General features: G+C 47.9%; 13 protein-coding genes. 8 read left to right on the forward strand and 5 right to left on the reverse strand.

Going from position 1 to position 13,344, the window contains the following annotated elements:
* Positions 1-43 precede the first annotated feature (43 nt).
* Entirely contained in the window at positions 44-1,318 is a 1,275-nt protein-coding gene (locus HW560_RS12895; RefSeq protein ID WP_179263315.1) for a hypothetical protein, read from the reverse strand.
* Positions 1,319-1,574: 256 nt separating this feature from the next.
* On the opposite strand from HW560_RS12895, the gene HW560_RS12900 reads away from it, so the two are divergent.
* The 3 genes from HW560_RS12900 (at position 1,575) to HW560_RS12910 (ending at position 3,854) form a co-directional block, all read left to right on the forward strand.
* On the forward strand, positions 1,575-2,171 hold the full coding sequence (locus HW560_RS12900) for a restriction endonuclease (RefSeq protein ID WP_090903905.1): 597 nt from the start codon (positions 1,575-1,577) through the stop codon (positions 2,169-2,171).
* 70 nt (positions 2,172-2,241) lie between these two features.
* The gene (locus tag HW560_RS12905) at positions 2,242-2,466 is read left to right on the forward strand and encodes a hypothetical protein (protein WP_090903904.1); all 225 of its coding nucleotides are present in this window, start codon (positions 2,242-2,244) and stop codon (positions 2,464-2,466) included.
* Positions 2,467-2,606: 140 nt separating this feature from the next.
* On the forward strand, positions 2,607-3,854 hold the full coding sequence (locus HW560_RS12910; protein ID WP_179263317.1) for a DNA glycosylase AlkZ-like family protein: 1,248 nt from the start codon (positions 2,607-2,609) through the stop codon (positions 3,852-3,854).
* A 108-nt stretch (positions 3,855-3,962) separates the two neighbouring features.
* Here HW560_RS12910 and fabV read toward each other — a convergent pair whose 3' ends face one another.
* On the reverse strand, positions 3,963-5,153 hold the full coding sequence (fabV, locus tag HW560_RS12915) for an enoyl-ACP reductase FabV (RefSeq protein ID WP_090903902.1): 1,191 nt from the start codon (positions 5,151-5,153) through the stop codon (positions 3,963-3,965).
* A 198-nt stretch (positions 5,154-5,351) separates the two neighbouring features.
* On the opposite strand from fabV, the gene HW560_RS12920 reads away from it, so the two are divergent.
* From HW560_RS12920 to HW560_RS12930, 3 genes are all read left to right on the forward strand, one after another.
* The gene (locus tag HW560_RS12920; protein ID WP_179263319.1) at positions 5,352-6,632 is read left to right on the forward strand and encodes an XRE family transcriptional regulator; all 1,281 of its coding nucleotides are present in this window, start codon (positions 5,352-5,354) and stop codon (positions 6,630-6,632) included.
* 277 nt (positions 6,633-6,909) lie between these two features.
* A complete protein-coding gene (locus HW560_RS12925; protein ID WP_179263321.1) occupies positions 6,910-7,326 on the forward strand; it encodes a hypothetical protein in 417 nt (138 codons plus the stop codon).
* Positions 7,327-7,412: 86 nt separating this feature from the next.
* Entirely contained in the window at positions 7,413-8,207 is a 795-nt protein-coding gene (locus tag HW560_RS12930; protein ID WP_179263323.1) for a hypothetical protein, read from the forward strand.
* A gap of 102 nt (positions 8,208-8,309) precedes the next feature.
* Here the strand turns inward: HW560_RS12930 and HW560_RS12935 are convergent, their stop codons facing one another.
* Positions 8,310-9,125, reverse strand: coding sequence for a class I SAM-dependent methyltransferase (locus tag HW560_RS12935; RefSeq protein ID WP_179263325.1), 816 nt, complete (start codon positions 9,123-9,125; stop codon positions 8,310-8,312).
* 72 nt (positions 9,126-9,197) lie between these two features.
* Positions 9,198-10,139 (reverse strand): helix-turn-helix transcriptional regulator, encoded by a 942-nt coding sequence (locus tag HW560_RS12940; RefSeq protein WP_257031877.1) that lies wholly within the window; start codon positions 10,137-10,139, stop codon positions 9,198-9,200.
* Positions 10,140-10,210: 71 nt separating this feature from the next.
* On the opposite strand from HW560_RS12940, the gene HW560_RS12945 reads away from it, so the two are divergent.
* On the forward strand, positions 10,211-11,662 hold the full coding sequence (locus HW560_RS12945; protein ID WP_373564998.1) for a glycoside hydrolase family 1 protein: 1,452 nt from the start codon (positions 10,211-10,213) through the stop codon (positions 11,660-11,662).
* Between the two features lie 197 nt (positions 11,663-11,859).
* Here HW560_RS12945 and HW560_RS12950 read toward each other — a convergent pair whose 3' ends face one another.
* Entirely contained in the window at positions 11,860-12,528 is a 669-nt protein-coding gene (locus tag HW560_RS12950; RefSeq protein ID WP_179263327.1) for a phosphatase PAP2 family protein, read from the reverse strand.
* 122 nt (positions 12,529-12,650) lie between these two features.
* Between HW560_RS12950 and HW560_RS12955 the strand changes: the two genes are divergently transcribed.
* Positions 12,651-13,226, forward strand: coding sequence for an undecaprenyl-diphosphatase (locus HW560_RS12955; protein WP_090903895.1), 576 nt, complete (start codon positions 12,651-12,653; stop codon positions 13,224-13,226).
* Positions 13,227-13,344 lie beyond the last annotated feature (118 nt).

Consider the following 13,344-nt stretch of genomic DNA (forward strand, 5'->3'; position numbering starts at 1 on the left):
CGCCCTGTTAACCGTCAGTCGGTCAACCAGAGCGCTCGATTTATTATTTTGCTGAGGCTGTCTTCAATACATACTTGGATAAGGCATCGTCATTGATCTGATAAATAATATGATTATTGTACGTTGAATATCCATCGAGCAATCCAGGAGAGGATGCGAACTCATATTCATGTACCGTATCCAATGTTTGCGGATCAAGAATATAACCTTTTTTGGCGAAATCAAGTTTGTACTGTCCGTCCTGTGTACGATCAACCTGCATGAGAATAGGCTGCTCTTCCTTGAATGTACGTTCAGTCACTTGGCCTTTCATGGTGTACAGCTCCAGCTTTTGGCCTGTAAACAGAGTGTAACTGTTGCCTGCGGTCTGAACATAGGCATCACCGGCAATAGCACGGCCCCAGGCGAGTTTGCCGTCGGTGCCAAAGCCCATCAGCTTGTTGCCCGTGTTCGCAAAATTGGCGCGCATAATCACGGAGCCATCTTCCAGAATGGCCAGCGATTCACCGCCGCCGTCTCCCAGAGTGTTGGCATTGCTCGGGAACTGGTAGAAGGAAAGACGATTCATCGTACGATCGTAAATCTCGACTTTGGGATTAGCGGCCGGCTGCCAGAAGCTGCCGACTTTAGTTTGTTTGCTGGCATCGACTACAATTCGATCACTGCCTGCTTTGAGCACAGAACCGTTGATTGTTTTTTCTGTAATCAGTTTTCCCTTTTTGTCATACAGCGAGATGGCTGAACGAACGGAACCGTTCGATTGAACACCAGGGCTCGAAGCGATCAATAACGTATCGTCGTCCAGAAGGTACATGGATGATGAATTACTCACGTTTTTGACCCAGTTGGTTTTGCCGGAAGTATTGAACGAGTATACCTTTTTGGTTCCATCCGAGTATTCCATATACACATAAGCTGTGCCGTTGCTGGTATATAGTGAATTGGAGTAGGTTGTATAAGGCCCACTTTTCTCATGGAAAATAACGTTCCATTTCAATTGTCCGGTTGTGGCATCCAGCGCTTGAAGCGAATCCAGCTGCCAATCCAGCTTCGTATTGCTGCTTGTTTTGGTCACGGGCTGGGAAGAATGCACATACACCAGATTTTTCGCAGGTACAGCGTTCACTTCGTTGACGATAACGTCTTTCTCCGTATTCACTTGTGTGAGTGACAGAGAAGATGAGGTCCATGAAGGCTTAGGCAATGGTGCATTTTGTTCTGCGGCCGCGTAGCTTGGTGTATGCAGGCTGAAGAGGAGCGTGCCACTGAGAAGAAGCGCAGCCCATGTTTTGGACTTTCGTTTGTTGGATGTATGCAAGTTATAAACCACCTTTCTTCGATTCAAAATAGAACCGATTGTTGAATTCTACCATTTCATACCTATGAAATTCAACCTGAGTGTCTGTAACCTTTTATAATAGAGGTATAATATTATTGTTGTTTGGAGAAGTTCGAGGGTTACAGGGAATTCATCTTCTTTCTGTTACGAGAGAAGTCTGCTATATTTAGTCGGGTGACGAGGGCTAATAGGGGTACAAGCCTGCCAGATTAGAGGAACGACAAGGAGAACAGACATGAATTGGAATGAAAATATGACCACTGTGGGTATAGGCATTATTGTCCTTTTACTGCTCATTGCCTGGATCATTCGCCGTGTAATTCGGCGAGGGCAGCGCATACGAAGTGAGGCCAATCCGCGTAAGATTACGATTAAGGATATCGATAAAATGCAGGATGGGTCGGAATTTGAACTGTACCTGTATCATTTATTCCAACAACTCGGTTATGCCGAAGTACATAAGACGACAAGCAGCCGAGATTTTGGTGCGGATCTTGTATTTGTGGATAGGGCAGGCAGACGTAATGTCATTCAGGCCAAGCGTTACGGAGCGAATCATCCGGTTGGGCTCAGCGCAGTACAGGAGATTTACACGTCCATGCGTTATTATGAAGCAGATCGATCCATCGTGCTCACCTCAGCCAGATATACGGAAGCATGCCGGACGCTGGCCGCGGTCAACGGGGTGAAGCTGCTGGACCGGGAAGATCTATTGGACCTGATCACGCTGTTTAAATCCAGAAGAATGGAAGAGGCACTGGAATTGATTGAGGAGGATGATCAGGAGCCTGTGGAAACTTGGCAATCACGGCGGAAAAGAGTTCCACGTTAATCACCTTCACTTGTCTGCCTGCACATGATATATTGAGTGCATACCAATCAAGGGAGTGTGTTCAATTATCATGGCACGTACACAAACGCAAAAAGCATTGCGCAAAGCAGAGCGGTCGGGACAATGGTGTCCGGAGCAAAGTCGGAGAGTAAACGGAGATTATGGAGCGTTATCCCAGCATGTTCGGCTCATGCCTACCAAACAGGAAAAATTGCAAAAGGTCAAACACAAGAAGCGGACCCAGGATGGTGGTGCTTCTTTTTATTTTGTCTATGGTGTGCGGAGAGCTGTGTGAGGCATCAACATTTTTATAAAAAAGCTCTTCCTTCGATTGGAATGACATCCCTTGGATTGTTAAAATCAATATATCTCTTTTGAATTGGATCATTATAGCTATACATCCTCCTATCTTCGATGAAGGGAAGAATTGTACATATGACAACAGCGCTTCGCATGAATAAGAAAATCGTTCGGCGTTTTTTGCTGCAAACACAATCTTTGTTGGGACGTTGGCCCGCAGCTACCTTGCCTTCGGGTCCTGAACAGGTGATGCAGCTGATTCGCACCCTTGGCTGCGTACAGATTGATCCTGTTGCTGCTGTAACCGGAAATCAGCATTTGGTGCTGGGCGCTCGTGATCCGGGCTATACTTCCGAATATTTACATACCTTGCTAAGTGATCATAGAGTGTTCGAATATTTTGCCAATGCCGCCTGTGTCATTCCGATGGAGGATTATGCTCTGTTCGAACCTGTACGTGCCCGATTACGGGAGCGTCTGGCTCCTTCCCTGCAAGGGCTGGAGAATACGGTGCAGCATGTGCTGAAGCGTTTGGAAGAAGAGGGACCACTCCCGTCAAGAGCTTTTCGTGCGGTGGAACGGGTGAGTGGATATTGGGACAGTGCAGATGTGCCTAAAACGAAGGACACCTCGTTAGCGTTGAACTTGCTGCTGGATTCGGCTGCCATTCGTGTCGTGGCAAGGCAGGGCAATGAGCGTTATTTTCATATTACGGAATCCGGACTGCTGGAGCAGGGCCAATCCATGACAGCGGAGATCGATCTTTTGACTCAAAGGCAGGCTCTCATGGACAAGTACATATATGCTTATCGGGTCGTGGACGTGCGAGATCCACGATTGGGCTGGATGAAATCCACCGCTGCTGAACGTCGGAATGAGATGGCAGCACGAGTCGCAGATGGTCGCATGATCCCGCTGGAGGTTGAGGACGTAGCGACGCCTTATTACATCCGTGCAGAAGATGAGGGTTTGTTGCGTGAGTTGGAAAGGGAAGAGCCGCATTATGATCCATCAGGTCCGGTACGATTCTTGCCCCCGCTGGACAACCTGCTGTGGAGACGGGAACGGATTGTAGATTTATTTGATTTCCATTATAAGTGGGAGATATACACACCAGAGGTGAAACGAACTTACGGCTATTACGCCATGCCCATTCTCCACGGCGATCGGCTGATTGGACGCATGGACCCGCGACTCGATCGCAAAACGGGCGTACTAACGGTTCGGTTGTTATCGATGGAAGAGACTGCTCCGCCTGTGGAGGAATGGATCGCGGATTTTCGGGAGGGACTTCGTTTCTTTGCAACGATGCATGGAGCGCGATCCATCACGGTAGAGAAGACCGTACCAAAGGGGTTGAAAAAACAGCTTAAGTCGATTTGATAGAATCGGTAGACGTCAATAAAGGGAGCGAAAGCTCGCTCCCCTAAGGCTGAATCTGGACCTGTAATAAGCTTGTTACTCCAGTCTCACAGCAAATTTAGTTTTCAATTAACGCAGATGTGGGACTTCAACATTTGGATCAACATCTGCTTCATAATCCACGCCGTCGGTTTCGAAACCAAACAGTTGGAAGAACTCCTGACGGTATCCTGCCAAATCGGACAGATCGTAGATGTTTTCAGTGGTCAGCTCGTTCCAGAGCTTCGCCACTTCTTCCTGAACGTCTGCTCTCATCTCCCAATCATCAATACGAATACGCCCTGCTTCATCGGTCGGAACTTCTCCTCCCGCATACAGGCGATCAGCGAACAAACGTTGCAATTGCTCGATGCAGCCTTCATGCAAGCCTTTTTCCTTCATGACTTTGTACAATGCGGAGATATACAACGGCACCACTGGAATTGCGGAGCTTGATTGGGTGACCAGCGCTTTGGCTACGGTCAGGTAAGCACGTCCGCCCTTTGCACTCAGACGATCATTCAACTTATGGGCTGTCGCTTCCAGATGGTTTTTGGCCTGACCGATGGAACCATCACGATAGATCGCATGCGTAAGTTCAGGACCGATGTAAGAAAAGGCAATGGTTGTTGCGTTGTCTGCGAGTACGCCACCCTGTTGCAAGGCATCCATCCACAGTTCCCAATCATCTCCGCCCATCACGGCTACCGTCTGACGGATTTCTTCATCGGATGCCGGATCAATCGTAACGGAAGTCACTTCACCCGTATGGAAATTGACGGTTTTGTTGGTGTACGATTGTCCAATCGGTTTGAGCACGGAGTTGAATACTTCACCAGTATTCGGATCGGTACGGCGTGCCGACGCTACGCTGTAGACCACCAGATCAACCTGACCGAGTTCACTGCGAATCAGTTCAACGGTCTTTTCTCTTGTTTCGTTGGCAAAGGCATCGCCTGTGATGCTGTATGATTTCAGTCCTGCTTCTTCCGCAGCTTTTTCAAATGCAGCGGAGTTGTACCAGCCAGCTGAAGCCGTACGTTTATCAGTGGCGCTGCTTGGGCGGTAAATGCCGATGGTGTTGGCTCCGGCACCGAATGCGGATACGACGCGCGATGCAAGTCCATATCCAGTGGAAGCTCCGATAACGAGTACGTTCCGCGGTCCGTTCAATTGCGGTTGGGATTTTACATAATCAATTTGCTCCTGCACTTGTGCAGCACAGCCTACAGGATGGGAAGTTGTACAAATAAAACCACGTGTTCTTGGTTTAATAATCATTCATTTGCATCCTTTCATATTCAACTCTTGTTCTTCATTGTTGGATAATGCTCTTGTACATACCACCTTATTGTAAAACAATTGCCTCCGAAACGGAAACCGTTTCGATGGATTTGGCTAAAAGACGGTATCCGGCTTCGTACCCTGGATGATATTATATAGTAGATTCACAGGATCCAAACGAAAGGAAGACTAGTCATGCTGAAGGAACGGATTGAATTTCTGAGCAAAAGAAAGCAAATTTCTCGCAAAGACCTCGTGGAAGGTCTGGTTACGCAGGCTCACTTTGCCAATATTCTGGCCGATCGGTATCCACTCCCTGAAGATCTGGCAGAGGCTATTGCGTCACGTCTTGGCGTTACGACTTCCTATCTGTTAAATGCTGCTGCACAGGACAAAGAAACCCTGGCGCGGGCAGAGGCTGTTTTTGAACAAATGTCAGTTCCAGCTTCCGCCATCTCCGAAGAAACGGTCCATGCACTTGAAGATCGGGATGATGCGCTGACAGTTGAGCTGACCACGGCCTTGATGAAGGCGGTCTATTACCAACAATTAAATGATGCATCGGCTCATGAATATATACATATGTCCTATCTGAATTTTTATCTGGAGAAATACGGTCGTCCTGACGATGTAGATCTGCCACGTCCGTTAGCGAAGGCATTATTATTTTACAAAGTGCAGTACTATCGTTCCAAGCTTGCTTATGTGGATGTGTTAACGCACGCAACCAGGCTAAGTGAATTGGCCCTTCCTGGCAGTGAATTCTGGCTGTCTGTGCAAAATATCAAGATGGAAGGCTACATTCAGGTCAAACAGTACGAAGAGGCCAAGCAGGTGTTCGAGCTTACGATGCGGCATGTCTATGATCAGCGGCTTTTTCATCGGTTGTCCGGTTTATATGTGGCGTATAGCGGATATTGCTTTGCGATGGGACTGGTACAGGAGGCGCTCTCGGCATTGACCATGGCAGAGGCGAATCTGGTGTATGCCGGTAATCAGGGCGATCTGGTCACCGCCATTGCGAATAATCGGATTGTTATGTTAACCATGACGGGTGAACTGGATCAGGCGCAGTCGGAGATCGAGCGATTCGAATCCCTGTTGCAGCAGGAACCCGAAGAAACCCAGCAGGCCATGAAGCCTTTAGTGAGTGTGTATCGCTGTGAAGTGGCACTGGCTCGAAAGAACTGGGGGGTACTCGCGCAGAGTTTGGATCAACTGCTGAATAGTGCAACGACTCAGGATCAGCAGATGAGTGCAACCTTCTACCAAAGCCATCTGGCCCTTGCACATGGAGATCGTGAAGTGTTCATGGAGCGTGCGCTCGCGTGTCTGCCTTATTTTGAGTCCGTGCAGCATGTCATGCGTCTTGAACCTCTATATGAGGGAATGGCCGTGGTGTCCGAGGATCAGCGAAAATATAAGGAAGCCGCCATGTATTATCGGAAGCTGGTCTACCTGTTACGCAAAAAATAGATCAAAAATCGGCGTGGAACCGCCGTTTTTTTGCAAGATTTTGTTCAATATCAGTGCGATAGGCACAAAATATGCATCACAACCTTTCATTTAAGAGTCGTTTTACGGCTCTTTTTTTGCGAAATCAGCCAAAAAACGTGTTATAGAAACGAAAATCAAGCGGTTCAATTGCCGGAAGTTTCGTTTCTTTTGTATGCGGCCAGAAGGGTATTCAAGGACAAGCCGTCCTGTTTATACTTTAACTATAACCAAAAACAAAAAAAACGAGGTGTTCATTATGGGATGGTTTGGTAAAAAGAACAAGCAGGAAGATGTGATTGCAAAGGCAGATAAAATGATGAATAAAGGACTTACGGGCATGATGATGAAAGGTTTTGTATCGAAGGAGCATCGGGAAGCCATCAACCAGAGTCTGGATTCAGCGAAGCAGGCACAACTGGCGGCAAGTGGTTCCCTTCCCTTAACCGCAACAGCCACGGTAATCACGATCACCGATACGGGCAAGCTGATCAATTTTGATCCGATTGTTGTGCTTGTGCTGGATGTAACAGAGGCGAATGGCAGTCAGTATCAGCGAACATTGGAAACACTGGTGTCCAAGATGCAGATTCCGCGCGTGGGAGATCGGGTGGGTCTGGGGCAAAATCCAGCCAATCCGACAGAGTTGATCTACATGGGGCTGTTGTCCGTCTAGAAGGTGTTCGAACTGCAAAAGGGCAGGTTATTATGTATTGAATACAACTAACAACGAACAATAGAGATATAGAGAGGGTGGGGAAGATGGTAGGTTTCCTGAGATTGGTCGGTGTGTTGACTGTGTTTGGGGTGGGATTCTCCCCATTTCTGGCACAGCAGCTGTGGAATGATCCTTTTATCATGATGCAGGCATGGTGGTATACACCAGCGATTTTTGCCGGATTTGGGCTGATCTTTATTCCCTCCATTTTGGCTAATATCTTCGGTGTTGGGAGAGTGAAGTCAGGATTACCAGCGGTTGGTGTCATTAAAAGCATCCAGCAGACGGGTACGTATATTAATGAGCAGCCGGAAGTTCGACTGGGCCTGACCGTCTCGCGTAAAGGACGTGAGAAATACGATACCGAGTTGAGAACGATCATACCGTTGACTTCAATGTCTCAGTTTCAGCCGGGCAGCTTAATTCCCTTAGTGGTCTCTGTGAAGGATGAACACAAGGTAGGGCTTGATCTGAAGGGGAGGCTATCGCAGGAAGATATACAGCAATTGCTGGATGAGAAGATGGTGCAGCATGGCGTGGCACCTGAGATGATGGATATTGCACGAACGGGCGAGAAAGCGATGGCCAAAATTTTGGATGTTACTCCACTTGGAAGCGGAGGTAATGGCAAAATAAAACTTCAGCTAACGCTTAGTGTAACGAAGTCAAATGGAGAGACGTTTAAGGTGACGATACCGAAGGAAATTTATCCATCTGTCCTACCTCAGGTTCAGCAAGGTCATATTATTAACGTGATCTATTCGAAGCAGGACCCGTCAAAGTTGATGCTGGCACTGAGTGTACAGGAAGAACAACTAAGCAATTTGTTCTCATCCTGATGCTGTTTGAACAAAAAACCTGTACCATCACGATTCAAGTGATGGGCAGGTTTCTTTTGTGTATTTTATTTTAGGGGGAATCTGGATGAGCTTAGCTTAAAATCAGACGATGCCCAGGCGCATCCGATATGAGAATAGAACTTGTCTCGATTCTCCGGCAAAAATGCGAGCAGCCAGCTGTCTGAATTCGTCAGCTACCTCAAGCAGATCAGTGGCACCGAGTTTCACTGCCGTTTGCAGGCCGCCTTGGCTCAGTGCCAGATTGACGTATCGGTCCGCATCGAATGTTTCCCAGTGGTGAAACACAATTTCACGCGAATAACGGAACAAGCCGGACTGCTGAATCTGCTGCAAATGACCGTCTTTATTCCATTTATGTGCCTGATTTTCCTGGGGAGCCAGACTGGCAGCTCGATGATCTGCCTCCGTATTCAACTGCAGATAGGCTTGTTCCAGCTGCCAATCGACCACGGGTGGCCAGTCACAGTCGTAGGCAGCAAATATGCCGCCTGGACGCAGTACACGCGCAAATTCGAGCAGTGTGGACTGGGGCTCCATCCAGTGGAACGACTGTGAGCAGGTCACAACATCCACACTGCCATCAGGCAGTCCCAGTTCGTGCGACAGGCCGGAGACAAAGCGAAGATGGTCCGGTTTGCCTGCCGCTTCCCATTTGGACTCTGCGACAGCTCTCATATCATCGCTTGGCTCGAAGCCAATAACACGTTCTGCCTCATTTAGCCAAATCCATGATGATAAGCCGGTACCACAGCCAACATCCGCAACCATGCGAGGTTTGCTGCCCAAATAATTCGTCAGAATATCTACGACCTCGGTGGGCGCAGCAGGCCGGTTCTGGTCATATAACGTACCGAAACCCTTGAATCGTTCCACATTGTTACGTCTAATGTCTTGCATGGACAAACCTCCTTCAGGAAATGGATCGATAGCCAAGCAAAAGAATCAACAGATGATCAGAGCTCAATTATATCATTCATTCTTCAACCTATTGTTAACGCCCTGTTGCAAATGCTCTACCGCTTTGATATGTCGTCTGAGCAGTTCCTGTCCGATGTGTGGAGGTTTGATTACGGTCAGGTCAGATCCAAACGACATCAGGAAGGAGTACAGCCATTCTCCCTCATTCAGTTCTAGGGCAACGCGCAGCCTGCCATCGGGCTCTTTTTCGATGCGGGAAGGTTCAAAAAAATCATACACCCTATACGCAATAGAGTTGGAGAACGACAGTTCCAGAGCGATTTGGTTGATTGTGACGTGAGGCTCATTTTCCGGTGATCCGATGTTTATGTTGTTCCTGGAAACCTTGGGTAGAAATTTCAACTGGGTAATTCGTTTCATTTTGAACGTCTGAAATTCGTTTCGGTCGGGCTCGTCGTGAATGTATCCTTTGAAATACCAGGTACTGTTCTTAAACAAAAGTTTGAGCGGCTCAACCGTCGGCACACTCTTCTCTCCATCCGAATTGACATAGTGAAACGTAATCCATTGATTGGTGAAGATCGCTTGTTTGACCTGGTTGAACAGTTCCCTCTCCTGCTGTGGAATGCTGCCCCATGGTGAAAAGTCGAACTCGATCCAATCCAGCTTATGATCAAACAGAGCGGTTAAACGTTTGAGCATATGGGCAGTGTTAAGGTGAGGGATGGCGCTGACGCTATATAATCCAAGCAAAATTTCATTCTGATCATCTTCGGACAACAGGGATTTGTCCATGACAAAGTTGTCCATGAGATGGATTCCGCCATGCTTTCCGGTTGTCGTGTACACAGGAATACCTGCCGCACTCAGTCTGTCGATATCACGATACACGGTGCGTACGGATATCTCGAACAAACGCGCAAGCTCGGGGGCGGTAGCTTTCTTTTTCTCCAATAACAGCAATAGCATTCTGAATAATCGGTTATTTTCCATGCCTGTATTATACCATGACAATAGGTGTCAGGGTATGGGTGGTACACTGGATGTACAGTGTTACGAAGAGCATGAAGGAGGAATTAATGATGGCGATGAAAGAAGGATTTTTCTGGGGTGGCGCAACGGCTGCCAATCAGTTTGAAGGTGGATGGGACAAGGGAGGGAAAGGCCCAAGTACTTCCGATATGATGACAGGTGGAACGCACACGACACCGCGGCGGATTACGCCTGTACTGGAAGAGGGCACGTATTATCCGAGCCATGAAGCGGTTGATTTTTATGGTCATTACAAAGAGGATATTGCCCTGATGGCCGAAATGGGCTTCAAAATGTTCCGCATGTCCATCAACTGGTCCCGAATCTACCCGAACGGGTATGATCTGGAGCCAAACGAAGAGGGATTGCAGTTCTATGACAACGTCTTTGCCGAGTTGAAAAAGTACAACATTGAACCGCTCGTGACCATTTCTCACTACGAGACGCCATTTGGTCTGACCCAGAAATATAACGGCTGGGCTTCCCGCGAAGTGATTGATTGTTATATCCGATATTGTACAACCCTCTTTACCCGATACAAAGATCAGGTGAAATACTGGCTGACCTTCAATGAGATTAACTGTTTGACGATGCCAATGGGGGCTTATATGGCTGCAGGTATCCTGTTTGAAGGTAAAGAGACACTGATCGATGGCGTTGATGATCCACAGACCCGCTTCCAGGCGCTGCATCACCAATTTGTTGCAAGCGCAAAAGCGGTGAAGCTGGGACATGAAATCAATCCTGATTTCCAAATCGGCTGTATGGTCGCATTCATGACAACATATCCGAATACATGCAACCCGGACGATATTCTGCTCGCGCAGAAGAAGGACCAGCTGTCCAACATGATCTGTGGAGACGTACAGTTACGTGGAGCATACCCTGGATTCGCCAAACGTTTCTTCGCCGAAGAAGGCATCCAGATCGAGATGCAGCCGGAAGATGCACAGACTTTGCGTGAAGGCTGCGTAGACTTCTATTCCTTCAGCTATTACATGTCCTTGGTCGAGAGTGCGGATGAGTCGTTGGATAGAGCAGAGGGAAATCTGCTGGGCGGCATCAAAAATCCGTATCTGGAAGCTTCCGACTGGGGCTGGCAGATCGATCCGAAAGGATTGCGTTACACCCTGAACCACCTGTATGATCGTTACCAGATTCCATTGATGGTTGTGGAGAACGGATTGGGTGCAGTGGATGTTGTGGAGGAAGATGGCTCCATTCAGGATGACTATCGGATTGATTATTTGAGAGGTCACATTGAACAAATGAAAGAAGCCGTCGCCGACGGTGTAGATCTTATCGCTTACACGATGTGGGGATGTATCGACTTGGTCAGCGCATCCACGGGCGAGATGAAGAAACGTTATGGCTTCATTCATGTGAACAAGGACAATGATGGCAATGGTGATCTGAGCAGAACACCGAAGAAGAGCTTCCACTGGTACAAAAAAGTCATTGAATCCAATGGTGAAGATCTCTAAGTTTCCACTGTAAAATAGATTCCTAATGACGTAAAAGAACCTCACTGGCGCAGGATGGCGCACGTGAGGTTCTTTCATGTATTCAGCGATGGCTCCGGCAGGACTAAGCAGGCTTGTTCGTACGGCTGGTCATCGCAATGTGCTATGCACATGATGTGAAGTTGTGAATGCACATTCTGGTAAATCTTACAGCTTGCTCAAGTCAGAGGTTTAGACTGTAGAAGGGAGATTCGCTCCAGATAGCGTTGGTAGAACCATATGCATGTTGCCAGCCAGCATCCGCTCAAAAAGTAACCTCCAACTACATCACTGGGATAATGCACGCCCAGATAGATGCGGCTCATGCCAATGGTAAGGATGAAGGCTGCGCTTACAACTATTATCGCTATTCGTCCGACTGTTGTAGGTACATGCTTCCAGATCAGGAAGGCCAGTCCGCCGTACAGGCTGAACGCTGCCATGGAGTGTCCGCTGGGGAAGCTGTACCCGGTCGCTTCAATGATCCGGTGTATGGTGGGGCGCGCACGCTGAAACACGAGCTTCAGCAGGGTGTTTAGTATTGCAGAGCCTGCGATGACACAGCCAAAAAAAAGAAGCTCCCGTCGGTGTCCTAAAAAGACATACAAAACGATCATCGAAATAAGGGTAATAGCGACGACGGGCAAGCCGCTGCCAATCCAGGTGAACAGCTCCATCCACCGGGTCATGCTAGGGGATTCCATGCCCTGAATCCAGGTTATTAGGGTGTCGTCAAATCGGTGAATCTGATTATCACTGATGGACAGAGCGATGATTGCAAATATAGCAAGGCTTAGCGCTGCGGTGAGCAGCGGAATGGAAATATTTTTTTTCCAATTTTGCTTCAATGGTTATGTTCCTCCAGGGTGTCTTTTTTCTTATCGTTTTCTAATTTACCCTTAAAGCTGCTCCCAGAATAATGGGCTATGATTAGATCTAGGTTCATTAAATTGGGAAAAGGGGATTACTTATGTCTTTTATACGATTGGATTACCAGCTTTTTCATTGGATTAATCAACAGGCGATGCACCTCTCGTATTTGGATGGCATCATGATATTTTTTGCGAAATATGCCCTTTTTATGTATCCTGCGGGAATGTTTGTGTATTGGATATCGAAGAGTCAAAAAAAACGCATGATTGTGCTGCAAGCCATATTGGCAGCATGTGCGGGGACTGCTATCAGCTTTGTTATAGGTCACTTGCTGCACAGAGACCGGCCCTTTGTGACCCATTCGGTGATTCAATTAATCAGCCATAGCGCTGATGCATCCTTTCCAAGTGACCATGCGACGGTTGCCTTTGCATGTGCCGCTGCATTTTGGCTGGGTCGCGTCAGGTATCGGTGGGGTTGGGTTCTCATCGCCACCTTCATTATGATTGGCCGTGTATGGTCTGGCGTACACTATCCCTCCGATGTAGCTGCCGGGGCTCTCATTGGTATGGCAAGCGCCTGGGGAATCGGGCGTATTTTCATCCGTATGAAACTTCCAGCCCTGTTCATCCCTCATCAGGCCAGAACACTTCATTCTGAAGACAGCAAGTGAGCGGTTGTTCACCCGAAGCTGTGAATCCGCTATTCTGCCGGAAGTAAGGACGCCACACTGGTGAATAAAGAGGGCTGTAGTGCTACCCTCTTTATTATTGTCTGGTGTTGGTGCCCGA

Source organism: Paenibacillus sp. E222, assembly GCF_013401555.1.
Lineage (GTDB): Bacteria > Bacillota > Bacilli > Paenibacillales > Paenibacillaceae > Paenibacillus.

Excerpts from the sequence above, each read along its gene's own strand:
- HW560_RS12900 (WP_090903905.1), top strand. The coding sequence starts at position 1,575 with ATGAATTGGAATGAAAATATGACCACTGTGGGTATAGGCATTATTGTC.
- HW560_RS12905 (WP_090903904.1), top strand. The coding sequence starts at position 2,242 with ATGGCACGTACACAAACGCAAAAAGCATTGCGCAAAGCAGAGCGGTCG.
- HW560_RS12910 (WP_179263317.1), top strand. The coding sequence starts at position 2,607 with ATGACAACAGCGCTTCGCATGAATAAGAAAATCGTTCGGCGTTTTTTG.
- fabV (WP_090903902.1), bottom strand. The coding sequence starts at position 5,153 with ATGATTATTAAACCAAGAACACGTGGTTTTATTTGTACAACTTCCCAT.
- HW560_RS12920 (WP_179263319.1), top strand. The coding sequence starts at position 5,352 with ATGCTGAAGGAACGGATTGAATTTCTGAGCAAAAGAAAGCAAATTTCT.
- HW560_RS12925 (WP_179263321.1), top strand. The coding sequence starts at position 6,910 with ATGGGATGGTTTGGTAAAAAGAACAAGCAGGAAGATGTGATTGCAAAG.
- HW560_RS12930 (WP_179263323.1), top strand. The coding sequence starts at position 7,413 with ATGGTAGGTTTCCTGAGATTGGTCGGTGTGTTGACTGTGTTTGGGGTG.
- HW560_RS12935 (WP_179263325.1), bottom strand. The coding sequence starts at position 9,125 with ATGCAAGACATTAGACGTAACAATGTGGAACGATTCAAGGGTTTCGGT.
- HW560_RS12940 (WP_257031877.1), bottom strand. The coding sequence starts at position 10,139 with ATGGAAAATAACCGATTATTCAGAATGCTATTGCTGTTATTGGAGAAA.
- HW560_RS12945 (WP_373564998.1), top strand. The coding sequence starts at position 10,211 with ATGAAGGAGGAATTAATGATGGCGATGAAAGAAGGATTTTTCTGGGGT.
- HW560_RS12955 (WP_090903895.1), top strand. The coding sequence starts at position 12,651 with ATGTCTTTTATACGATTGGATTACCAGCTTTTTCATTGGATTAATCAA.